Annotated in this window: 18 protein-coding genes and 2 pseudogenes; 3 read left to right on the forward strand and 17 right to left on the reverse strand. The window is 58.1% G+C overall.

Annotation, left to right across the window (positions count from 1 at the left end):
* Nucleotides 1-35 precede the first annotated feature (35 nt).
* The 4 genes from ACFFWD_RS07820 to ACFFWD_RS07835 form a co-directional block, all read right to left on the reverse strand.
* Nucleotides 36-1,571: a class I adenylate-forming enzyme family protein gene (locus ACFFWD_RS07820; RefSeq protein ID WP_376963190.1), complete on the reverse strand. Its 1,536-nt coding sequence runs from the start codon at nucleotides 1,569-1,571 to the stop codon at nucleotides 36-38.
* On the reverse strand, nucleotides 1,572-1,799 hold the full coding sequence (locus tag ACFFWD_RS07825) for a hypothetical protein (RefSeq protein ID WP_376963193.1): 228 nt from the start codon (nucleotides 1,797-1,799) through the stop codon (nucleotides 1,572-1,574).
* Nucleotides 1,800-2,874: 1,075 nt separating this feature from the next.
* Entirely contained in the window at nucleotides 2,875-3,177 is a 303-nt protein-coding gene (locus ACFFWD_RS07830) for a hypothetical protein (RefSeq protein ID WP_376963196.1), read from the reverse strand.
* Nucleotides 3,178-3,247: 70 nt separating this feature from the next.
* The gene (locus ACFFWD_RS07835; RefSeq protein WP_376963198.1) at nucleotides 3,248-3,772 is read right to left on the reverse strand and encodes a flavin reductase family protein; all 525 of its coding nucleotides are present in this window, start codon (nucleotides 3,770-3,772) and stop codon (nucleotides 3,248-3,250) included.
* Between the two features lie 579 nt (nucleotides 3,773-4,351).
* Here ACFFWD_RS07835 and ACFFWD_RS07840 point away from each other — a divergent pair.
* Nucleotides 4,352-4,516 carry a hypothetical protein gene (locus ACFFWD_RS07840; RefSeq protein ID WP_376963201.1) on the forward strand — a complete coding sequence of 55 codons (165 nt, stop codon included), beginning with the start codon at nucleotides 4,352-4,354 and terminating at the stop codon, nucleotides 4,514-4,516.
* A 149-nt stretch (nucleotides 4,517-4,665) separates the two neighbouring features.
* Here ACFFWD_RS07840 and trpC read toward each other — a convergent pair whose 3' ends face one another.
* The 13 genes and pseudogenes from trpC to ACFFWD_RS07905 all read right to left on the reverse strand — a co-directional run bounded on the left by trpC (nucleotide 4,666) and on the right by ACFFWD_RS07905 (nucleotide 19,151).
* Nucleotides 4,666-5,484: an indole-3-glycerol phosphate synthase TrpC gene (gene trpC / locus ACFFWD_RS07845; RefSeq protein WP_376963203.1), complete on the reverse strand. Its 819-nt coding sequence runs from the start codon at nucleotides 5,482-5,484 to the stop codon at nucleotides 4,666-4,668.
* A gap of 15 nt (nucleotides 5,485-5,499) precedes the next feature.
* Nucleotides 5,500-6,513 carry an anthranilate phosphoribosyltransferase gene (trpD, locus tag ACFFWD_RS07850; RefSeq protein WP_376963205.1) on the reverse strand — a complete coding sequence of 338 codons (1,014 nt, stop codon included), beginning with the start codon at nucleotides 6,511-6,513 and terminating at the stop codon, nucleotides 5,500-5,502.
* Between the two features lie 122 nt (nucleotides 6,514-6,635).
* Entirely contained in the window at nucleotides 6,636-6,926 is a 291-nt protein-coding gene (locus ACFFWD_RS07855) for a hypothetical protein (protein ID WP_376963208.1), read from the reverse strand.
* 553 nt (nucleotides 6,927-7,479) lie between these two features.
* Nucleotides 7,480-9,087 carry an acyl-CoA carboxylase subunit beta gene (locus ACFFWD_RS07860; protein WP_376963211.1) on the reverse strand — a complete coding sequence of 536 codons (1,608 nt, stop codon included), beginning with the start codon at nucleotides 9,085-9,087 and terminating at the stop codon, nucleotides 7,480-7,482.
* A 1-nt stretch (nucleotide 9,088) separates the two neighbouring features.
* Nucleotides 9,089-9,592 (reverse strand): acyl-CoA carboxylase biotin carboxyl carrier protein subunit, encoded by a 504-nt coding sequence (locus ACFFWD_RS07865; protein WP_376963214.1) that lies wholly within the window; start codon nucleotides 9,590-9,592, stop codon nucleotides 9,089-9,091.
* Between the two features lie 2 nt (nucleotides 9,593-9,594).
* Entirely contained in the window at nucleotides 9,595-11,064 is a 1,470-nt protein-coding gene (locus tag ACFFWD_RS07870; protein WP_376963217.1) for an acetyl-CoA carboxylase biotin carboxylase subunit, read from the reverse strand.
* 2,886 nt (nucleotides 11,065-13,950) lie between these two features.
* Complete coding sequence (locus ACFFWD_RS07875) at nucleotides 13,951-14,304, reverse strand: hypothetical protein (protein ID WP_376963220.1); 354 nt, start codon at nucleotides 14,302-14,304, stop codon at nucleotides 13,951-13,953.
* A 248-nt stretch (nucleotides 14,305-14,552) separates the two neighbouring features.
* Nucleotides 14,553-14,760, reverse strand: a pseudogene (locus ACFFWD_RS07880) (LabA-like NYN domain-containing protein); the annotation flags it as partial.
* A gap of 157 nt (nucleotides 14,761-14,917) precedes the next feature.
* Entirely contained in the window at nucleotides 14,918-15,181 is a 264-nt protein-coding gene (locus ACFFWD_RS07885) for a Flp family type IVb pilin (RefSeq protein WP_376963223.1), read from the reverse strand.
* 228 nt (nucleotides 15,182-15,409) lie between these two features.
* Entirely contained in the window at nucleotides 15,410-16,309 is a 900-nt protein-coding gene (locus tag ACFFWD_RS07890; RefSeq protein ID WP_376963225.1) for an alpha/beta hydrolase family protein, read from the reverse strand.
* Nucleotides 16,310-16,504: 195 nt separating this feature from the next.
* The gene (locus ACFFWD_RS07895; protein WP_376963228.1) at nucleotides 16,505-17,341 is read right to left on the reverse strand and encodes a Crp/Fnr family transcriptional regulator; all 837 of its coding nucleotides are present in this window, start codon (nucleotides 17,339-17,341) and stop codon (nucleotides 16,505-16,507) included.
* Nucleotides 17,342-18,005: 664 nt separating this feature from the next.
* A pseudogene (locus tag ACFFWD_RS07900) lies at nucleotides 18,006-18,481 on the reverse strand (Lrp/AsnC family transcriptional regulator).
* Nucleotides 18,482-18,896: 415 nt separating this feature from the next.
* Nucleotides 18,897-19,151: a hypothetical protein gene (locus ACFFWD_RS07905; protein ID WP_376963231.1), complete on the reverse strand. Its 255-nt coding sequence runs from the start codon at nucleotides 19,149-19,151 to the stop codon at nucleotides 18,897-18,899.
* Nucleotides 19,152-20,052: 901 nt separating this feature from the next.
* On the opposite strand from ACFFWD_RS07905, the gene ACFFWD_RS07910 reads away from it, so the two are divergent.
* Nucleotides 20,053-20,337: a hypothetical protein gene (locus tag ACFFWD_RS07910; RefSeq protein WP_376963233.1), complete on the forward strand. Its 285-nt coding sequence runs from the start codon at nucleotides 20,053-20,055 to the stop codon at nucleotides 20,335-20,337.
* Nucleotides 20,334-21,659: a DUF3422 family protein gene (locus ACFFWD_RS07915; RefSeq protein WP_376963236.1), complete on the forward strand. Its 1,326-nt coding sequence runs from the start codon at nucleotides 20,334-20,336 to the stop codon at nucleotides 21,657-21,659. The genes ACFFWD_RS07910 and ACFFWD_RS07915 overlap by 4 nt, the downstream gene beginning before the upstream one ends.
* Nucleotides 21,660-22,408 lie beyond the last annotated feature (749 nt).

A 22,408-nucleotide genomic window follows, 5' to 3' on the forward strand; every position in this document is an offset into this window, starting at 1 on the left:
GGAGGGGAACATCGCCGGCTCCCGATCTGCGATAATCAATTGCTATCACTTTGTTCGCCCGATCGCAGACCGAGTTCCTTCAGCACAAAATGCTGGACTTTGCCCAAGGCCGTTCGTGGCAATTCTTTCGTAAAAACGATCTCGCGCGGCACCTTAAAGCGGGCGAGCTGCGATTGGGCATGCGCCGTCAGTGCGTCCGTTTCGATCCGAACCCCCGGTCGCGTGATCACATAGGCGACTGGCACTTCATCCCAGCGCGGATCGGGTCGGCCGACGACGGCGCATTCCGCGACATCGGGATGCTCCATGAGCACGCGCTCGACTTCCGCCGGATAGATGTTTTCTCCGCCGGAAATGATCATGTTCTTCTTGCGATCATGGACCCAAAGATATCCATCGGCATCGCGGCGGCCAATGTCACCGGTGCGATACCAGCCGTTGTGCAAAGCCTCGCGTGTTGCTTGTTGATCGCCCCAATATCCGCAGAAGACATTCGGCCCCCGTACTGCGATCTCGCCCGGGATGTCTGATTGCAACTCGTTGCCGGCATCGTTGATGATCGCCGCTTCGCAGCATAGGCCAGGCAAGCCGCTCGACCCCTTACGCGCAAAATCGCCGCCTAGCCTCGTATACACCGCGATGGGGCAGGTCTCCGTCGAACCATAAACCTCCAGCACCGGCACCCCGCGCGCGACAAAGCGTTCGATGAGGTGCTGCGGCACCATGGTTGAACCGGTGCAAATTGCCTTCAACGAGGATATGTCCGTCGTTGGCCACCGAGGATGGTTGATCAGGGCTTGCATCGTGGCAGGCACCAATACTGCGAGCGTAGGCCGGTCGCGCTCGAACGCAGCAAGCGTCGCCTCGGGCGTAAACCGCGTGTGGATGGTAACAGTCGCGCCGTGATGCAACGCTGGCGTAGTCTGGATATTCAGGCCGCCAACGTGGAATAGCGGCAATACTGTCAAGACATGGTCGGCGGAACTGAGGTCATACATGTGCTGACCCATAACCCCATTCCACAGCAACGCCTCTTGGCTTAGCACAGCGCCCTTCGGCCGTCCTGTGGTGCCCGAGGTATAGACGATAAGGAGCGGACAGGAGAGGTCTGCGTGCGGATCGCGATCATCGCCGCGACCTCGCTCTAGCAGGCTGTCCCACCTGCTTCCGCCGAGAGGCGCAAAATCAAGGCCCACAGGGTGGGTGTCGGGCAGTTGCTCCGCCAGAGCTGGCAAGAGTGCGTCGAAGTCCTGTTCAATAACTAGAACTTTGGGACGGGCGTCGGACAGGATGAAGAGCTGTTCGGCGACCGCAAGCCGCCAATTCAATGGCACGAGCATTGCGCCGAGCCGCGCGCATGCATAGAGCAGCGCCAGATAATCTGGGCGGTTGAGGCTGAGAATCGCGACGCGGTCGCCTCTCTTGACACCGAGCTCGCTTTTTAGCGCTCGAGCGATCTGCCCGATCTTTCGATTGAAGGCGGCGTAGCTTAGCGTCTCGCCCTCGAACTGGATCGCGGGTTTGTCGGGAGTGAACCCTGCGTTACGCTCAATCAGTGTGCCGAGATCCACTCAGTCCTCCTTGCGCTCAGGCTTGCTCAATACGTCCGTGCCGACGCGCTCAAGTCGCTGAGCTCCTGAAGTTGTTCGGGAGGTCTCGATCGCGGTGCTATTGCGCCGAGTGGCCTTTGGCCGCTTGCGATCATCTGGCGATTTCAGCTGGAAAAAGACGTCGTTGACGATGTCATAGGCCTGGGCGCGATGGATGTTTCTTGAAGGTTGAAAACCCACGCGCTTCATCACTTGCTCCATTTTGGTCGACGGCGGTTGCGTGCATCTGCGCGTAATGATAAGCGCACCATGACGATATCTTCTTTCCTGGTTTTCTAAATACAGGCTCACCGCACATATAGGGCGATCTGGGATCTCCATTTTCGAAGCCGATAATGGCGCGGCATTGACCTTCAGTGTGGTCCTTCAACAGAACCTTCTTGGCGCCATCGGGTTTTTTCACTTTGCTGCTCCGAGATGCGACGCAATCTCTTCCGATATAGCGCCGGTCATGCCGAGCGACACTTGCAGCCTGAGCCCATCGAAGACGTCGGCAGTTGGAACGCCTTTCGCGCATTTCTGCAATGATGACGCCATGCGAGCGCCCAGCGACGTGTGCGGACAGAACAAGGAGTACGTTCGCTGAATTGACTTCGAGGCGTATCCCGGCCAGCAGAATAAAGGCATGGTGTCGGTTCTGGATTGCCGAGCCCATCATGATTAGCTGCCAGCCTCAGCGCCGCGATTGAGAGTCGGTGCATGACCACTTCGACAAGCCCGCCGTTGGGATTGAAGATCAAGCTAAGCTCTTGCGTCGTGAGTCCGACAGCTTGAGACATTCACAATCCTTACCTCGATGCGGCCGAAGAGTGGCGTACCTCAGATCGTACAATTTAACGTTACGTACGATTCAAGCCCTTTGGGTCTCACAGTGTGAATATCTCAGACCCTAGAGTGGCTCTTTTGAGTGACAAGATAAGAGAATTGGAAGAGCGCGCCGTTCTCGAAGCATCTGGCGTGCATTCACCCGCCGCTGGTGCAGAGGAGGGTGGTGGCGCTCCAAGGAAACAACCGACAGTTACGATGCCTGCTGTTTTCCAAGATAGTGTTCGGCGGCACTAGCGCGGAAATCGCCTAGCTTGCCAACTCTGGTCGGTCAAGTTCGTCCCTGACGTCTGATCGTCTCGCGGCAATGATGCTACTCGTCTGTCGACAATAGACGAGCTACCAACTCTGGCAGGTGCGGAAGCAGACGTTTACATCGTGAGTGGCACGCACGGTTCAGGTCTGCGCCGTTATCGAAGTAAGTTGGAGCGTCTCTTGATCAGAACCTTCTTTCGATGTGCGCGCGAATCGCATTCGCGTTGACATCGATCCACCCGTGCTCGCGAGCGCTTGCAACCATCTTGTTGTAGGCTGATTCCCAGGTTTCGCTGTCCTTGGGGTGACCTGGCAGCTTAGGCACCAAGTCAATGGGAACCAGCGCGTTGTCTTGATCAATGAGGGTGATCCCTCTCAAGGCTGGAGTGTTGTGGGGGACCGGGCCCTTCAATACCAGCTTGAACCCGCAAAAATCCAAAGGTTGCACCAACTGCAGGCCCTTCTCAGGCGAGTATTCTATAATCATCGCTCGGGATCCTTGTTATGATCTACCGGATTGGGTCCAACCGCTTGGCGGGATTGCACGGAAACTGCGCTCACCCATGCGGTAAGGGTCGAAGCGCGCCTCGGAAGTTTATCAATGGATCGCCATGGCCGGCCCGGGTTGCGACGATTCGTCCCACAAAGATGGTATGCGTGCCAATGACCTTGTGGTCGTGCAACACGCATTCGAGCGTGCAAACTGCGCCTTGCAAAAGTGGTACGTCGAGGGCGCCCTGAGTCCAGGAGTCTGTATCGAATCGGTGGACACCTTTCGCACCATCCCGGCCACCAAAACGCAGTGCGAGGTGCTCCTGGTCGCTGCGGAGAAGGCTCACTCCAAAACTGCCACGGGCGAATATTGCGTCATGGGTTTCGGAACTGGCATTTATGCCAACTAGCAGGCAGGGCGGCTCCATGCAGATCGACGTCACAGAACTGACTGTGAGCCCACGCCTGCCGATGGTCGTTCCCGTCGTTACGATGGCGACACCACTGGCCAGATTTCGCATGGCCTGCCGGAACTCGGTTGCTTGAACAGACGGAATATCGCGCATCTCAGAAGGAAACTGGCGGCTCATTACCAACCTCTGCAGGGTGTTCGGTTTCCAGTGTCTTTGCTAGGCAGAGAATATTTTGATCATTGTTGCACCTGCCATTCGGCGTGGGGTGCGGGAATATTGCAGCCAGCGATGGACAGATCGAAATCGGGCACCACATGAGTAACTTAACTGATGCGAAACAGCTTGCCGCGTTGCAGCGATTCGCACTTGTACCGCAGTCTCCAAAAGCCGGGCGACTTTCGGATTGTTATCGCTGCAGCCATTGAAGCGAGGTGCTTCGAACATCAAGGTCGTCGTGCGGACTGCCGGGATCAAGGGCAAGCCGTTGCTCATGAACCCGAAGTCACGATCGGTGCAGGTGTGCATGAACCAGGTCGGCAGGCTTCGGTCGCGCAAGCTGGCGCTGATTGCCGGCGAACGCCGGCCAGGGTTCTCCCGGGTGTAACAGGCATCAGCGCGGCCTATCGTATTCCGTGAACGTCAAGTACGCGTTGTCTCGCAGCGAGAAGATGCTCATCGAGCGTTGCATGCAACGCACCCCGCAGCTCCGGTGGGATCGAGCTGTCTGTATCGATCAATTCTCGAAACTTTCGAATCATGTGTTCTATCGTTGCGATAGACCCGAGTGCTTCTATCATTCGCGAGGACATCATCGATTATTTCCTTTTGACGCGCGGCGACACGCACTATGTGGCGAGCCATGGCGTCGGCAACGGCACGCCGCTCGACCTACGGCAGGCCGCTCTCTCCGGCTCTCCGTGATCTGGATTGAGTTCTGTAGCGGCCGCTTGGGATTGTGGTTGCACATTCTCACGGACCGAGGAGCAGCGAGCCGCCGCGGCGCTTTGACGCCGTTGGCGAGGAGCAGAAGCCGAACCCGATCCAGCTCCTCTGGAAGGCTTTGCCGGTCATTACTGCGTTCCGGTTGCGATTGCTGTCGCGCCAGACAACAGCGATTGAGTTGCAGCGGTCACATCAGCTTGCCGCATCAGACTCTCACCGACCAGGAAGGTCGAAACGCCGACGCGCGAAAGTCGGACGAGATCGTCGGGCCTGAGGATACCGCTCTCGCTAACGATCAGACGGTCCTGCGGGACCAGCGGCGTCAGCGCCTCGGTGGTTGCAAGCGCGGTCTCGAACGTGCGCAAGTTGCGATTGTTGATGCCGATCATCGGCGAGCGAAGTGTAAGGGCACGATCGAGTTCCGCGCTGTCATGGACCTCGATCAGCACGTCCATGCCGTGCGTCAGCGCTGCGGCTTCTATATCGCGCGCAGCGCTGTCGTCCAGCGCCGCCATGATGATCAGGATGCAGTCGGCGCCATGGGCGCGCGCTTCGGCCACTTGATAGGTATCGAATATGAAGTCCTTGCGTAGTACAGGCAAATTGGTCTGCGCCCGCGCCGCCGCCATGAAGTTGAGATGTCCCTGGAAAGACGGCGTGTCCGTCAGGATCGACAGGCAGGCCGCGCCGCCGGCCTCATACGCTCTCGCGAGTAAAGGTGGATCGAAGTCGGCGCGAATGCGGCCCTTGGAGGGAGAAGCCTTCTTGATCTCGGCGATGAGGACATAGTCTCGCGCAGCGTGTTTATTGCGAATCGCGTTGATGAAGCCGCGCGGAGCAGGCGCACGCTGCGCAAGTGCTTCGACGTCCGGCAGTGGCAACGCGCGCTTTGCGGCTGCGATTTCTTCGCGCTTGTAGGCTTCAATCTTGGTCAGGATGTCGGACATCGCCCATCTCGGCTGTCAAGCGTTGGAGACTGCGATCAGGCGTTTTAATCGCGCCGCCGCCGCACCACTATCGAGTGCTTCCTGCCCAAGTGCGATACCGTCCTTCAACGTCGCTGCCCGGCCGGCCACGATCAGTGCCGCGGCCGCGTTCAGAAGTGCGACATCACGGTACGGGCCTGGTGTGCCGTCGAGCACGCTTTGCAGTGCGACCGCATTGGCGTCGGCGTTGCCGCCCTTCAGCGCCTCGCTGCGGCAGCGGGTGAGCCCGGCTTCTTCGGGGATCACTTCGAAGGTGCGGATCGCACTCATCTCGAGCGCTGCAACAAACGTCGGGCCGGTGAGGGTGATCTCATCAAGTCCGTCTGAGCCATGTACCACCCACACCGACTCAGCGCCAAGGTTCTTCAACACCTGCGCCAACGGTTGCACCCATTGGCGCGAAAACACCCCGACGATCTGCCGTTTGACCCCGGCCGGGTTGGAGAGCGGCCCGATTAGATTGAAGATCGTGCGGGTTCCAAGTGCGGTTCGGATCTGGCCGACGCGCCGCATGGCCGGATGATGGGTCGGCGCAAACATGAAGCCGATGCCGGCTTCGTGCACACAACGACCAACGTCTTCCGGCTTCAGGTCGATCTTCACGCCGAGGTGCGCCAAGACGTCTGCCGCGCCTGATCGTGAGGATACCGCGCGGTTGCCATGCTTGGCCACAGGAACGCCGGCGCCGGCGACGATGAAGGAGGCGCATGTCGACACGTTGACTGACCCCGAGGAGTCGCCACCCGTGCCAGCAATGTCGACGGGATTGAGTGGCGCACTAACTCGCAGCATCTTGTTCCGCATCGCGGAGGCTGCGCCAGTAACTTCCTCCACCGTTTCGCCGCGCACCCGCATTGCCATCAACAATCCGCCTATCTGCGAGGGCGTCGCCTGGCCCGACATCATGCTGTCGAAGGCGAACGCGGTTTCCTCGCGAGTCAGCGTGGCGCCGCTGGCGACTTTACCAAGGATTTGCTTGAAGGCTTCCATCGGGCTCTACAGGTGGGTAGTTGTCCTAAAGTCGCTGTTTGCATACGCGATGCGACCTACGTCGATCGGCAAGCCGATCTCATCTTCTGGCATGGTGACGCACGCCTAGACGTGTTCGTTGCTCAAGCTATTGCGGGCGTTTTCCGACATTGTGGTGTTGCCGGGTCCGATCGCGACGTTTCCGCGCTGGGGGTGATGCTGCGGAGCGCGACTTGCTCGTTGGGGTTGATGTCCTCAGACGATGCGAGCGGATAGGTCGTGACCGTTGACCAATAACACTTTTGCTCCCGCGACCGCCACGGCCTTCCATCGCGAGCCGCCTCGACCAGCTTCAAGATTGTCCGCGTCGTCTCGAGATTGTTGATGGTCGCGAGCGCCTTCAACAATTTCAGCACGCCGTCGGCCAGCACCATCGTCGCCTCCTTCCGACTGCGTGGGCGGGCTCACCCTTTAGATTTGCACTGGTCCTCAAAGGCACTCCTTGTCGATGCGTGCGCTGACGGTGAAACCGCCCAACGTCTGAAGCTATTTTGCGTTCAACAGCGTCGGAAAGGCGTCGCGTCCATATTGGCATTCATGCGGCCGGGCATTGGTCCGCCGGCGGAGCCGATGCGCGATCGACGCTTGCGTCGTGTTAGTTTGACCTTAGCTTGTCCCTGGGTCCGCTTTGCAAGAGCTTGACCCTGGGTCCGCTTTGCAAGCCTACAACCTCACGCCACGTGAGATTCAAGCCCTCTATTTCAAGAAAGGTTTTGAGCTCCCGAGATCAATTCTGGCGGTTGGACGGCAAGGCGGCCGACGATCTGCCACAAGGCGACCATATCCGCGGCCGATGGCGTCTGTCGCACCCGGCGGGCCTCCGGCATCGCGTCCCCTGGTTGCTATTTGATGTTGCAGACGATTCCGAGCCCAAGCCCAACGAGGGTAACATCTGTCCGACCGCATGTGGTGTTCGGTCCCAAAGCGCTACATTCTGAATACGCCGTAATCCGGCGCTTCGATCGGAGCATTCAGCGAAGCGCTTAGGGTGATTGCGAGGGCATTTCTGGTGTCGACCGGATCAAGAATGCCGTCGTCCCAGATTTCAGAGGTTGCATAGTAAGCGCTCGATCGCTCTCGATACTCTTCGAGTATCGGTCCGCGAATGGCCGCCAACTCCTGCTCCGACAAGCGCCCACCGTCACGAGCCAATTGTCTTGCTTTAACATGCGTGAGCACACCCGCCGCTTGCTCCGCGCCCATCGCAGAAATCTGAGACTGGGGCCAGGTAAACACAAACCGAGGATCAAAAGCGCGTCCCGCCATAGCGTAAGTGCCGGCTCCGTGCGAGCTGTTGCAAACGACTGTGAACTTAGGCACCGATGCTCCCGACACGGCCATGATCAGCTTGGCGCCATCCTTGGTGATACCGCGCCGCTCGTACTCGCGGCCAACCATGAAACCCGTGGTATTCTGCAGGAAGAGCAGGGGTGTCCGGTTGTTGTCGCATAATTGGATGAAGTGAGCGCCTTTCAGCGCGCTGTCGTTGAGCAGCACGCCATTGTTTGCAAGAATCCCTATTTGATATCCGTGAAGCCGTGCAAAGCCGCACAACAGAGACGTGCCAAAGCGCGGTTGATATTCGTGAAATCGGCTGCCATCGACCAGTCGCGCGACGATCTCCCGCATCTCGAACTGCGTTCGAGGATCTTTGGGAATGATGCCATACAATTCAGACGGATCGTAGGCGGGCGGCTCCGGAGCGACTCGGTCGATTAAGGCCTTTGCGGGGCGATTGAAGCGAGCGACGATATCCCGCGCAAGCGCAATCGCATGCATCTCGGAGCTCGCGAAGTAGTCGCTCGTACCCGACACGCTGGTATGCATGTGGGCGCCTCCAAGCTCTTCTACGGACACGGTTTCCCCGGTGGCAGCTTTCACGACTGGAGGGCCGCCAAGAAAAATCGCTCCCGCACCCTCAACGATAATATTGTATTCACTAAGCGCCGGGACGTAAGCACCTCCCGCGGTGCAATGGCCCATTGCGATCGCGACTTGTGGCACTCCGATCTTGGAGAGAACAGATTGATTGCGCAGAATCCGACCCGCGAAGTAGCGATCCGCAAAGAACTCCGCCTGCAAGGGCAGGAATCCGCCGGCACAGTCGCACAGATGAACAACTGGCAGACGGTTTTCGATCGCGATGTCCAAAGCTCGTACGATCTTCTTGACAGAGAGCGGATACCATGCGCCGCTCTTGACACTGGCATCATCGGCGTGAACGATCACCTCGCGGCCCGCCACGATGCCGATGCCGACGACCTGCGCTGCGCCGGGCACCTCGCCGTCATAGGCCTGGTTGGCGGCCAGTGTTGAAAGCTCAAGGAACGGAGTTTCCGGATCGAGCAAGGCCCCGATCCGATCACGAACAAACAGCTTATTTTGCCGACGCAGGCGCTCTAGTTCCCGCTCGGGCCGGTGGAAGCGCACGGAGCGTTGCCGCTCCTTCAATTCGGCCGCAAGCTGTCTGTTGTGGAGCTCGTTGTGGCGAAATTCTTGCGAGTTGACATCCGCCACGGAGGCGATCCGCTGCATTTTAACGCCCTTCCTTCGAGAGCGTGACCAGCACAGCACCGCGCTCGAAGCTCTCGCCCTCCTTGAAGTGAATCCGATCGACCACGCCGTCCTGTGGTGAGCGTATGATGGTTTCCAGCTTCATGCTCTCGATCAGCATCAGCGCCGTGCCTGCGGATATCGTTTGACCAGGCGAAACCGTGGTCGTAACGACTACGCCCGGCATCGGTGCGCGGGCCACGAGAGGACTTGATTCGTGGTCGGCGGAAGCGAGGGGACGCAAAGGGTCGCGGTAGCGCAAAATGCGCGTCCTGCCGCGGATATTTAGGTGGATCACGTCGCCGTCGATGACGAAGCGGACCGGTTCGGTCTCGCCTGCAATAGTCAGCAAGCCGTAACTGTCGCTGTGATGGGCGAACGCAACCGGGGCAATCACTTGGTCACGCAAGTGAAGACTATAGCCATGCTGGCCGGGTGAAAGCCATAGCTGATAGTCGACGCCATCAACCTCGAAAGAGTGATGCACTTTTAATTCCTCCAGCTGCCCAGCGCGGCGTGAAGCTCGGGTACGGCATCGGCCGACTCGCGGACCGGTCGCGCCAGGAGAGCTCCTGCTGCCAGGAACGCAGACAAGCCGGAGGCAAAGTTGTCCGCTGCAATGTGCGGGTTTTCCTCAAGATATCCCGTATGGAACTGTCCGCCGAGAAAAGCCTCGTCGGCGAGGATGCGCGCGAGAAAGCTTGCATTTGTCTCGCAGCCGAGAAGAACCAGCTCCCTAATCGCGCGATGGGCCTTCATCGCAGCCTCTATGCGGGTTGGCGAATGCGCGATGATCTTTGCGAGCATAGGATCAAATGCCGTCGTGATTTGCTGGCCTTGCAAGATGCCGCTATCAATCCGTACGCCATCCGGGTACTCCAGAAGAAGTACTTTTCCGGTCGTCGGAATGTATCCGCGTTGGGGGGCTTCCGCGTACAGCCTGAGTTCGATCGCATGTCCATTCGAAACGATATCGCCCTGCGAAAAGCCAAGTTCTTTGCCCGCGGCGGCATAGACCTGTTCGGCAACAAGATCGATGCCGGTGATCATCTCGGTCACCGGATGCTCAACCTGCAGGCGGGTATTCATCTCGAGAAAGAAGAACTCGTTTTCGCCGAGAATGAACTCGACGGTGCCTGCGTTTTGATAGTTCGCGGCACGCGCGATGCCGACCGCCGTTTCGCAAATCCGTTCCCGTAATTCTGGTGACAGCGCCGGTGAGGGCGTTTCCTCGATGATCTTCTGGAAGCGGCGCTGCACCGAGCACTCCCGTTCGAAGAGGTGGACCACGTTTCCGAAGGCGTCGCCGAGCACCTGTACTTCAATATGCCGCGGGTTCTCGATATATTGTTCGACGTAAAGTCGGCCGTCCCCAAAGTACCGCTGTCCCTCACTGCGGGACTGGTCAATCGCGTCCTCCAGGGTGCTAAGATCGCGTACAATCCGCATGCCCTTGCCGCCACCGCCACCCGATGGTTTTACCAGCAGAGGAGCTCCAATAGCGCGCGCCCTGGAAACGAACGTCGCTGGATCATCTTCTTCGATCGCCGAGGATGCGACCGGAAAGCCGTTCCACTGAACAAAGTTGCGGGCCCGGATCTTGTCACCCATCAATTCTATAGTTTCGGGAGCGGGTCCGATGAACGAAAAGCCTGCCTCTATCACGGCCCTTGCGAATTCAGCATTTTCGGAAAGAAACCCATAACCCGGGTGGACCGCTCCGGCGCTCGCCTTGTGGGCGGCAGCGATAATTTGTGCGATGTCCAGATAGGCTGCGATCGGCGTACGACCGCTGATCGGGATCGCTACGTCGGCCATCGAGACGGCCGGGCTTCGCGCATCGACCTCGTGGCAGATAATTGCAGAACGAAGTCCCAACTTGCGTAATGTCTTGATAATCCGTACGGCGATCTCGCCCCTGTTGGCGATCAGAATTGTATCGAAGGGTAATTTGTGCATTCGCCTTTCGTCCGATCAAACGCTTGAAACGAGATGTCCGGTCAGTTGCGAGCGGTTGGTGCGGCTCTTGATCGCCCGCGCTCGTTCAGCTGTCTTCATGTGGGATCCGGCATTGGCGCGCTGCAGGTCGGGCTCGGGAGTAATCCCCGAACCCCAGCCGATCGAAAATGTGAGGTGGTTTGTCGTACCTCATTTCGAGTTTGGTTTTCCTTTGGCAGTATCCCGAACCGATATCACGTAGCGACATTGGCGGCTCAAGCTCGCCTGCTTGTCCTTAAGACAAGCAGTGATGGCGGCACGATCCGGTATGCTGCTGCTACACAGGCGAAACACGTCCTCCATGCATGCCTCTCGCTCCTCGGCGGTCGGGGGCTCGTCTCGCGCACTTACCCATGCTGGGCAGAGGAATGTTGCTGCAACAGCAACAACAAGAACAGTTGTACAATGGTGCGCTTTGAGGAACGAAGACCAATGAGCTCGGTGTGTTTGATTCACGATATCTCCTTCGATACGTTCTGCGGTATTGGTGTTCCTGCGCGAGGCGCAGTATGACCTGCCTACCGGGAAACAGGTCGGAACCGTTGAAGGATTGAATGGCCGCGAAAGCAGTCCTTCGGGCCTGCGGACCTAACGCGGTGGCTGGCCATTAGTCCCGGCACGGCGATATCAGCATCAGCCGCGGTCGAAGCCGAACGAGGCTTGCTACGATGGCAGCACTACTGCCCGAGCAGTTGATAATGTGTGCTTCCGATGAGAGTGCGGTCGGTATTGTCATGGCTTGGGTATTTCGAGGGCTCAGTGTTGATCTGCGCTGCAAGCGCCGGCGGCAGTCTGTAACGCCTGGCCGGCTGAACAGGCAGTAGCCGCGAACGCAGGGTGGCATTTGCGGCCTGGACTAGACGAAGATGTCGCAACAGCGGTGAGTTAGGCGAGTCTAAATCCAGCCGCGTTCAAGGCCTCCCCAAGGCGGCACTCGATCGGTGCGAGCAAGCCATTAAAGGAACCGGGGCGCTCAAGTGGTCGTTGGTCTGGCCCCGCTGCCTGCATTCCATCTCGTCTGAGGAGAGGCGCGCGACATCGGAAATGGGGGCGCGTCCGTTGCGGTCCGGCTATGGTGATGCGAGGACCTTTCGCCCGGCTCTCGAAATGCTCGTTTTCTTCCGGCTGGGACTGGAGGGGAATCCCACGAGTTGCGCAGACCGGTGCGTCGTCGGCGGGGTGCTCGAGAAGCCTGACGGATTCTTGCGACGAGAGCTTAGACGTTTGAGACATTCGGTAAATTCTCATGAGCTGTCAGGAAGCGTCTAGATTTGTCGGAGGTGGTTCTCACTTGTGCAGGATCGTACAATCTAACGCTACGTGCGATTCAAGTGCCTTCGTGGACGGATCGTGTGAATATCGAGCTCGCATACTTTGAGCACAATCCTGTATGAACCGGACGCGGATTAGTCTCCGGACCGGAAGATCTTAGCTCACTCTCACTCTGGTTATAGGCAGACTGCAGTTGTCCACTATGGTGTGCCAGCTCATGCATGGTGATCCGCGCAATCAGTGGGTGGTGCGGAATGCTTGTTTGCGAGTGCAGCCAGCCACAAGCGTTGCGGCCAACAGAGGGCGAGCGGCAGGACATCGCGGTTTGGTCGGTAGTCGTGTGCGATGTCGAAGGCCATTGATGTGATTGAGAGCGTCACGAAGCGTGCGCAGCGCATCCGCTTTGGCCAGCGCGCTCGCATCGATTGTTAGTCCAGACAACAGGAGGATGTTTGGCGCTGGGCGACATCGAGAATCGAATTGCGGAAGGCAGCTGACGTAATCATACGGAGGACCGCTGTCGCATTTCTCTGATCTACGGATTGCATGTTCAACGCCATGAATCCGAAAAGTAAACTCTACGATCCCGACCACTGGCGAGGCCGTGCGGAAGCGACTCGAACCAAGGCGCAATCGTTGGATTACGGCAGAGCTAGAGATAGGCTCCTTAAGATTGGCGAGGAATATGACAAGCTAGCGCGACGCGCCAACGAATGGCAGGCGCGCAGAAATGACGGTGAGGTAGACTCTGGTGAAGAGTTCTAATGCGTCGTTGCTTCTCAATGGCCCCAGTCGTCGGGTTTTCCATCCTGTTTCAGCCAGGAGGACCACCCTTGGAGGCGCATTCATTCAAGCGCTAATGTACCGTTCGCGTTCGCCGACAGAGTGCGTCCACCATCGCATTCCCGGTGTGGGGAATCAGGACACGATAACTGTGCCGCGCGAAAGGTCATGAGCGCATTTTTGAGTCTGGGACACTGTGCGGACGTCTGTGGAGGGCGTAATCGTCAACTCTCAGACCCGCCGTACTGCGTGACTGATTGCGAAGCTGAATCAATATCTGCGAATTGCAGAGCGGCTCGGTGACCTCCAGTTTTGTTTAGTTACCTCTGGTTGTCTGTCCGTCTTGCGTCCAATGGTGGCGGTCCCCGCGGCACACGGAGACACATCGCTCGATGGCTCCGGTAGGCCAAAGCACGCCAGCCAACGCGACGAGAACCAAGTGCACGAGCTAGCCTGCTTGGGTACGCCATTTCGATCATGAGCACGACGCGACAGCCCAGCAGATAGCAGCCCAGAGGAGCGCGTTGAGAAGAAGCGCTCCAAGCGGCCAGAGATTCAAAGTCGTTTGCGTGTGCGAAGGACCAGTCCCCAAAGTGCGACCGGCCTTGCTGGCGTCAATCATGGGCTGTTTTGATGTGCGCCAGTGTGTCATCCATGCACTTTCTTGCGCGGCGCTCGTCAACAGAGTCACGGCTAGGGTCTAAGGTCACCAAAGCCAGGCGAACGTCGTCTCGATGCCGGCGATCACGGTCGCGAGGACAACAACATGCCGCCCCTTGGCGCCCGCGCTGTTCATCTCAGCAATCGGTGTGCCATCTGCGAAAAGTGTGGCGCATCACCTAAAATAGCAAAAAACGTGTTTGCCGGAGCAGGTGGCGCGGAATGGTTTAGCTGCGCGGTAGTCGGGTTCTCCACATTGATGTCGTGAAACAGACACGCCTGGTGCGGCCAGATAGCGCAGCAAAACCACGCCTGCGCGTTCTTCTCTCTTATGTCTGCCGTGACGTGGTGAAATCCGCGGAAAAAGGCGGTCGAGCGCTGAATTGAAGCGTCAACCATAGCAAATTGCAGCAAAACGTTGGATTCGGTGAAGATAATGATGCGACTAGACGCTCCTCTTCGGCGAAACGGCATAGAGCAGGACATGACCAGTCATCTCTACCGGGTGCTGTACCGATTCCGCATGCGGACGTATGCCGAGGCGCTGTTTCGGCGTGGCAGACGCGAGAAGCAGGAAATGGTCTGGCTGCGTTGCAGCCTGATGCGGCTCGGGAGCGAACTACGGCAATCTGAACACTGGTCCAGCGCAGCGTGCCAGCTAGACCGATGCGGAAGCGATGGGGCTAAAACACTCGTTAAGTTGACTTAGCTCCATCTTGAACTGAGGTAACGGCGAATTCCTTGGTTAGGCTGGTGACAACCGCGCAGCCGTCATAATCGAGTCCACTCTCGACAATCGGTAGAACGCACGCAGCACCGTGTCGCGGCTCTGAAACTCCCCGTGCAGGCACTTGTAGTCAATGTCGAAGCCAGGCGGCCTCTGGAGGTTGCGTGGAGGTTGGCGCCAGCGAGAAAGAGCGCGATCCTGCCGCGGAGTGACATTGCTGCTCCGATCTCAAAATCCATGCGCGGGGCTGCACAGCCTATCGGCGAACCCTCTGCGAAGAGAACGTAAGGTTGGCAGCCAATGGTGCATGACCGGGGACGAGATATACTGCCGGCTCATACGCCGCAGCAATCCTGTCCTATCGCCTTCATATCATCGGTCCGAAGAACCAGCGGGAGTCTTTTCGAAGGTCTGTTGCTTGCGCGTGCTGCGTTCGCGTGCGGCATCCAACTTGTCAAGCTGGTCGGTTGAGAGGTTGGACAAAGGCGAAGAGCTGCAATCAACGTTTCGGTTTGTGCGCAGACCATTCAGCGCAAGGATAAGAGGAATGGAAATCGCCACCGCGATCAGGCCGTACTCAATGGAGGTCGCCCCAGTCTTGACCGACCAGAAACGCAAAAAAGGAGATGACTTCATTGCAATGCCATTTTCCCTCGAGTCTCCTTCCGGCTTGTCATTCGGGCCCTACGAATTCCGTCCACGCTCTGCCCTTTCTACTATGTTACGTAAGACTAGTTCAGATAGCTGCACAACCAGCGCTCGGAGGCGTGCAAGTTCTTGCTTGCAGCGCCTCAATTCGCGCTGTTCATCCGTTGTCTCCGATGCTTCAGGGCGGCTGCTATTCCTGTCTGCCATGATACGTAATCAACCAATATACTTGGTCCGGTGGGCTGCGCTCCGACGAACACAGTACGCAGCGGACGGACAATCGCGTTTCTCACCTGAGCGATGCGTCGACACAATGTCCTCGTCGACCGCATCTGCAGCTCTCGTCATCCAGCTGACGGCCGCAAGATCTCGCGCCAAACTCCAAAGGCCGCCGTCGCAAACCGCCGCTGCAACGCGGCGATCAGACGCCGCGAAGGCGGTAGCTAGCGCAGCCGACAATCCGTCTCCGTAGACGCCGATCCGACCGGCATCAACCTCAGGCCGCGATGACAAATAGTCCAAGCAGCACGACAACAACATTTCCGGTTCGACACCCGAGCGATTTGAGACGTCGTCATGGGAGATAACAAGAACCGACATGCCTCGACCAATCACCGCCGGCAAGAGTCTCCCGAGAAGTGTCGCTCCTGTCTCTTGTTCGCAGCTGATGCAAATGACCGCCGGCGCGCATAAATCGGGATGACCGGCGGGCACATAGTAGGCTGGAAATTCAGCTTGATCGCACCACGCAATCTGCACCCGCTCAACCTTCTGCCGCAGAGACAATCCGAACCTATGTATATCTGCGTCGACTTTCGCCGAAATGTCTCCACTGTTCGGATCGTCTTTATTAATCAGGCGCCTGGCCACTTCAAAGGAGGTTAGCGCGCAAAGCCAGGCCTCGGCCGCCTCGTCGAAGGCCTTCTTGTTGATATTGCGGTCAGCAAGAAGGCACTGAGCGTCTCCAATCTCCGTCCATTTTGCAGCCCAGGTCTGCCGACCTGTCGCGCCGCAGATGACCCCATCTGCTAGATTGTCCAGGAATATCGCGGCGCCTCGCCGTGTGGACGCAAGATCACTCCTCACATCAGGCCAAGCAGTGCTCTCCATTTTCACGAAGATCCTCCAAACTGCTTCAGCTCAAACAGAGCGCTTAAGCTTACGGAAGAGGCCGGCCACCTTGCTCCCCAATCATTTCCGACCTGCGGGGCAGTTTCTCGAAGGCCGATTGATGGATTGACCCAGACAGCCAACTCGTTTCAAAAAAAACGAACAACTGAAGTGGTGAGGCAGAAGACCTTGGCGAATTTGCTAGCTCACTGGCTCTTCTACTGAGATTACGGACTGCGACGAGGCATAAGCGCTGGAGACAAGCTTGTAGCAACAGCATGCCCTTTGCTCGAGAGACTCGTGTTCATCGATTCGCAAAACGCCGCGCATCTTGCGAATCAACCCTTGTTCTTCGAATCGACTTAGCGTCTCCGTTACCCCAGCACGGCGCAATCCTAAGGCGGAGGAGAGGTAGTCATGGGTCACTGGCAGCACACGAGCGTCAACAGCATCACTCGCCAAACAAAGCCAGCTCGCGAGCCTCTGTTCCCGATCGTGCCGAACCCCGCATAGTCCTGTCTGAACGCACTGATATGTCAGCGCCTGAACGTACTCAAAAAGATGCTCCCGGATCTCAGGACGCTCCTTTATCACCCGACGCAATTCCTCGACACGGATCCTGTGCGCGCTTCCGGCAAACAGCACCACAGATTGATGCATCGAAAGATGTCCTCCCCACAAAAACGAAGCGCCGACCACCCCCCGATATCCTATGACGGCCGTTTCAAGCATGCTTCCTGCCGCGACAACCCTTAGCGAGACGAGGCCCGACTGTATGAAATAGACGTGCTCGACACGCGTTTTCGGCTCTTGAAGAACCATACGTTCTTTCAGGACGATCGGCTCAAGGCACTCCTCTATTGCCGCGAGGTCTTGCACAGAAAGACTCGCGAGAACCCCATTTTTGACAAAGCACCGCTTCTTGGGGCGCGACGTAAGAGGCCGCTGAAGCATCGTCTGTGTGCCAGACACCTGCTTGAGAGCTGCATCGCTCGAGCAGTCGAGCGCTTCGCAGACGGCGGGCACGTGATCGGTCATGGTCCCTCTCCTGGCATGCGGTTCCTGGCGCCTCCGCCCGCTGGCTAATGGGGGAATTGAGTTTGATTGTAACAATGTTTTGCTGTTGATTGAGGCAACGAACCCCGCTCTGACGCTCAAATCCTGCGTTAGAGCGTTTTTCTTCGACGTATTTCGACCGGACAGTTGGGGGCGTGTACGAGCGCTCGCCTTGGGCGTCAGCGTCACGTCGCTGCCTCCGCACGGTGGACGTGGCAATCCGATTAGCGCCTCTAGCTGTTTCACGCGCATGTGCTGCCGGCTCGCCCTCAAGGGGCCGACTGGAAATTAATAGCCCCGCCCGCGCTACCCCGATGGAGACGATGGCCGGGGGAAACGAAGGCGGGGCCTGCCCCCCTTCCGCTGAAAGCGGTAAGCCACGCTGTGCCAGAGACTCACGGGAGTTCTGAGTGTTGGCCTTGGGCGCATTTTACGACGTCGCGCTAAAAGTACTCCGACACACATTGTACGTAAGGAACGAACAGTCTCGTTTCTTGCCCTGAGTGTGTCATCTCGGCTTCAGATTGGATCGTTCCGTACAAAAGTTCCTGCGCGCGGCGTCGTCACGGTGAGGTGAAGCCTCCGCCCGTCCTCCAGCATCACGGCGCGAGTCCGCAAGGATTGAGATACGTGCATCAACGTTTGGTCAATCCTCGGACGGAGTCTCAACTGGAACAGCAAACCCCGCCTTCACGCGATCCAATATGACCATCGTTTTGAAGCCCTTGATATCCGGGTTCTTATAGAAGAAGCACCTGGTGAACTGCTATAATCTTCCATGGTGCGTGCGGTAACGTATAGGACAAAGTCCGCATCGCCAGTAACGTAGAAGCCGCTGACGACTTCAGCTGACGATTTGATGGCCTTCTTGAACCTATCGATTATGTCTGAACGCTCCCGCTCCATGGTCACAAGTACAAGCATTTGGATGGGTCGTCCCACGGCCCTCGGCGAAACGATTGAGACATCGGCCTCGATGAGGCCTTCCGAACGGAGCCGCTTCAGTCGTCGTTGGCACGCGGTAGCAGAAAGCCCCGCGAGTTCGCCGATCACCTCGGACGTTAGACGGTTGTTTTTTTGCACAATTTCAAGGATGCGGGCGTCTATCCGATCGTATTGCATAATCACCTCCGGAGGCTTGAGGCCCGCTCGATGGAGTGGTGACGCTGGTGCAATGGCGTTCCCGGAGGGGGGCGGCAACTGCGGAACGGAACGAAGTCGATCGCACTCGACGAGACGCTTCTCGGTTGAGCGAATTGCCCAGCGGGCCGCTATGCAGGAGATAATGGTCCAATGAAGAAGTGGACCGAACCACTGAGATTATTGTTTCCTGATCTCACAGCGGTGAGTCTCCGTTCCGCGGATTCGTAGCGGGCACACCGGAAACCAACCTTGGTGCGTAGCGTGACTTAGTTAAGCACGGAGCCGCATACCAGATGAAAGGAGGCATCCCCGAGCACGTAAAAGAGGCTTTCGAACTCTGCCGGTCAGGGGCACGTAGCGGCGGGGCGCTAGCGATGCGCGACGTAGCCTCACATCAGTTTTCTCCCGTCAGATATTCCGGCATCCTGTTGCACGCCTCCTCGGCCTTGGCGAGCGTTCTGAAGGGCGAGCCACCGATCTTGATGGCGCCACGGCTCTGGTGAAGCGGGCGCCATGATGCCACATAGCCGGGACGTCCGTGAAAGCCGGGGCCGGCGGGGCTCTCATAGGTGATCACGAATGAGAAGCCATCCTCGCTTGCGCTCCATACTTCAAGATGTTCGATGGCGCGGTGGAATTGAAGGGGCATCGCCATCCGTTCGCAGCAGAATCGAAATGGCCCGGGAGGTACCGTGCCGTTGGGGATCGTCGTTGCCACCTCGGGATATTCGCATGAGGAGACGCTTGCGCCCGCAATCGACGATCATTGGGAAGTCAAGTCAATGCCCAAGCCGGACAAGGCGATCACGCCCAATAAGTCGGCTTCCAGCGATAAACGGACGAGACTTGGTTTAGGAGCCCTTGTTGAGTGCACCGTTAGATCGCAGGCCAAGAAGTGTGCCGCTTTGAGCACGCGACGCAATTTACCTGACGGGCCCGCCCGACCGCACCAACAGCAGATCAATTTCGACAATACAGCCAAGCGTACGGCTTTGGCAGCGGCAGGCGAGCGATCATCTTACCGAAACAGGTCATTCCCTGTGGCCTGCGCCACGTGCGCTTCTGTCAGAATGCAAGCGCGCTTCATGTCTGAGACCCGCCTCCGACTGTTCGAAAGCCACATTGCGCCAAAAAAAACGCGAGCGTTCCCTTCTACAGCGCTGGCCCAAATCCTGCACCGCTTACTCCGCGCCAGGATAGATGGCGGCGGCAAAGTCTGGGAGTCGCGTTTGGGCCTCGATCTGTCAATCGACAATGCAGTTGCCGGTCCAATGCCGGCGCCGGAGGTCGCCTGTCCGCACCCCGCGGCAAAATCGGAAGACGCTCCTGCCTACTACGATCTCGCGCGGCATCCGTCTCGCCACCGGAAAGCTGTTCTCGGAAGCGGGCCGGCGTACCATCACTTGCACGCGGCACCCCTTCGATGGCGGGCGATGTCAGCAGGATTTTGGGGCAGACAACCATGTCCACGTCGATCTTGGCAATCGTCACACGGGGCCGCACGCCACCGCCGAGATCACGGAACGGCTTGCTGGCGCACGGCTACGCGCATGGATCCCCAATACCGGCATTTCGCCATAGACGCCGGTCCGTACCCGGCAGCCGTCGTTGGCGGCGTCCGTCGAAAGCTGGATGAAGCTGTTCCGCCTCAAGCTGCTGGCCTGATCCTGCTCCCGCAAGACCTTTTTCACGAGTTGAAGGCGGTCTCGGTATCGATCGTCGATACGAGTTCGATCGGTGCCTTGCGCGTGCACCCGTTTTCCAGCACCGCCAATGCTTCTCGCGTCAAGGCTGACGGTTGCTTGCTCACTCTGAAGCGAGGCGTCAATACATGATCGATGAACTGGATTTGCGAACCTTTAAGCTACATCCGCAACGCGACGCCGTGCTCGGCGAAGTGCACGCGCGCCCTTTCACGCGCCTTGTTTCGCCATTCAGCGTGATCCACTTCGCTTTTCTTGCGCAGGGCGAGGCGGCCGCAAGCGATCGCTGCCGCTTTATCGATTTCTGCCTGGAGCACAATCTTCCGCCGCCTGAGCAATCGACGAAACATCATCAGATTGTGATCGGACCCGCTATGCTACGCTGGGAGCAGCATTCGGAATTTACAACATTCACCTGGATCTGGACTAACGCGAATGGTCCTGCCGCTAGCCAATTCGACAAAGTCGATGATACCGTCCAATCGCTGATCCGCGCGTTGCGGCAGACCGGACAATTGCTGGTCGCGATCAAGTTAGAAGTGGAGCAGGGCGCCTCGCCGACCAAGCGCGCCGAACAGATTTTTGACAAGAACAGCCTGGCCATGGTTGCCACAAAGAGCGGTGCAGGCGTTGCCGCCTCGGACTTCCGCGTGGACGAAAAAGGCTTCACGAAAATCCTCGTCTGCGACCTCGGGTTGACGTCGCACGATCTCGGAGCACTGGTGCAACGGCTCCTGGAAATCGAGACCTACCGTCCGTTGGCGTTGCTTGGCCTGTCGGCGGCCCTTGAGCTTGTACCGTCTGTTGATCGCATCGACCGCCGTCTTGTCGAGGCGCTCGAAAAAATGCAGAGCGCAGAGGGGCTGCAATTCAACAACCATCTGCTTGCCGAACTGACGGCGTTGGCCGCCTCCTTCGAAAGAGGCGCGACCGGTAGCCTGTTTCGTTTTGGCGCCAGCAGGGCCTATAACGAGCTGGTCCAATCGCGACTGTCCATCATCGAAGGCGACGATGTCGCGGGTTATCCGACCTGGTCGTCGTTTCTGGCGCGCCGCATGGCGCCGGCGATGCGAACCTGCGCGACCGTGGAGGACCGTCAGACGACGCTGTCGGTCAAGCTCGCGCGTGCCGCCGATCTGTTGCGAACCCGTGTCGACGTCGAAATCGAACGACAGAATCGTGACCTGTTGCAGGCTATCAACGAGCGCTCGAGACAGCAACTTCGGCTGCAGTGCACGGTCGAAGGATTGTCGGTCGGGGCGATAGGATATTATGTGGTCAGCCTGTTTAGCTATCTTGCCAAGGGCGCGCACGATGTCGGACTGCGAGTAGAGCCCTCGTTCCTAACCGCACTCTTCGTGCCGATCGCGGTCGGCGTGATCTGGCTGGTGAGTTACAATATCCGGAAGCGACACCTCAAGCACGACGACGCGCCGGCTGTGGCAGGCGACTAAAGTTCCTTGAGGGAAGTCAGGGCGTTCGTTCTACGAAGCTCGCATAGTCGTGGTGCGACGACGCTGCAAAAGCCCCGACTGGTTTGCCACCGTAATCTGTGTGCTTTGATTCCCGATCATACTCTGGATCAATTCTGGTATCGAAGTCCTTGGCCGTTCGGCCCAAAGCAAAGCCCAGGTACTTTAGAAATGCGCTTGTTCACGCCGTGGCCGCGCAGGACATCGCCCGACCGTCGTCCTCTGTCAGGGCTCCGTCGCCGGACAATTACGGCGGTCTTGAGTCACTGGTTGATGTGAATACACCCACACCACACGATTTACGTGGCGATGCTCACTCTGCCCCGCCCTGGACGCCACCAAACCGGCTGTAAGGGTATCCGGGATCGTCCCGCCCGGCAGGCGGTTTTCAGGCGCATGTTACCCAGCGATCCGATTTCGGATTGCAGGACTTTCCCACTCGTGCGGAAGGTGAGCGTAGGGAGTGGTGCAGTAGCCGCTTCGGTTGTCAATTAATCTTCAATGAGAGGCGGGAATTCGAATCATCCGCGCGGGCAACCGGTGAATTCTTGGATACTCGGGATTTCTGCGTCAGAACGAATGACGAGCGCGGCGGGGCGTTCAAGCCTGAGATTGTCAACCTGGAAATCCTATGAGTTTCGGCAGCCGAACCAAGAGCAAAATCTGTCTACCATCCGCTGGGCGATTTCGCGCATTAGCTAGCTGTACGATTTCGAGGCGCCTAAAGCACT

Origin of the sequence: Bradyrhizobium erythrophlei, from assembly GCF_042430365.1 — a bacterium.
GTDB classification, from domain to species: domain Bacteria; phylum Pseudomonadota; class Alphaproteobacteria; order Rhizobiales; family Xanthobacteraceae; genus Bradyrhizobium; species Bradyrhizobium erythrophlei.

Excerpts from the sequence above, each read along its gene's own strand:
- ACFFWD_RS07825 (WP_376963193.1), bottom strand. The coding sequence starts at position 1,799 with ATGAAGCGCGTGGGTTTTCAACCTTCAAGAAACATCCATCGCGCCCAG.
- ACFFWD_RS07830 (WP_376963196.1), bottom strand. The coding sequence starts at position 3,177 with ATGATTATAGAATACTCGCCTGAGAAGGGCCTGCAGTTGGTGCAACCT.
- ACFFWD_RS07835 (WP_376963198.1), bottom strand. The coding sequence starts at position 3,772 with ATGAGCCGCCAGTTTCCTTCTGAGATGCGCGATATTCCGTCTGTTCAA.
- ACFFWD_RS07840 (WP_376963201.1), top strand. The coding sequence starts at position 4,352 with ATGTGTTCTATCGTTGCGATAGACCCGAGTGCTTCTATCATTCGCGAG.
- trpC (WP_376963203.1), bottom strand. The coding sequence starts at position 5,484 with ATGTCCGACATCCTGACCAAGATTGAAGCCTACAAGCGCGAAGAAATC.
- trpD (WP_376963205.1), bottom strand. The coding sequence starts at position 6,513 with ATGGAAGCCTTCAAGCAAATCCTTGGTAAAGTCGCCAGCGGCGCCACG.
- ACFFWD_RS07855 (WP_376963208.1), bottom strand. The coding sequence starts at position 6,926 with ATGGTGCTGGCCGACGGCGTGCTGAAATTGTTGAAGGCGCTCGCGACC.
- ACFFWD_RS07860 (WP_376963211.1), bottom strand. The coding sequence starts at position 9,087 with ATGCAGCGGATCGCCTCCGTGGCGGATGTCAACTCGCAAGAATTTCGC.
- ACFFWD_RS07870 (WP_376963217.1), bottom strand. The coding sequence starts at position 11,064 with ATGCACAAATTACCCTTCGATACAATTCTGATCGCCAACAGGGGCGAG.
- ACFFWD_RS07875 (WP_376963220.1), bottom strand. The coding sequence starts at position 14,304 with ATGTCCTGCTCTATGCCGTTTCGCCGAAGAGGAGCGTCTAGTCGCATC.
- ACFFWD_RS07885 (WP_376963223.1), bottom strand. The coding sequence starts at position 15,181 with ATGAAGTCATCTCCTTTTTTGCGTTTCTGGTCGGTCAAGACTGGGGCG.
- ACFFWD_RS07895 (WP_376963228.1), bottom strand. The coding sequence starts at position 17,341 with ATGACCGATCACGTGCCCGCCGTCTGCGAAGCGCTCGACTGCTCGAGC.
- ACFFWD_RS07905 (WP_376963231.1), bottom strand. The coding sequence starts at position 19,151 with ATGCCCCTTCAATTCCACCGCGCCATCGAACATCTTGAAGTATGGAGC.
- ACFFWD_RS07910 (WP_376963233.1), top strand. The coding sequence starts at position 20,053 with ATGGATCCCCAATACCGGCATTTCGCCATAGACGCCGGTCCGTACCCG.
- ACFFWD_RS07915 (WP_376963236.1), top strand. The coding sequence starts at position 20,334 with ATGATCGATGAACTGGATTTGCGAACCTTTAAGCTACATCCGCAACGC.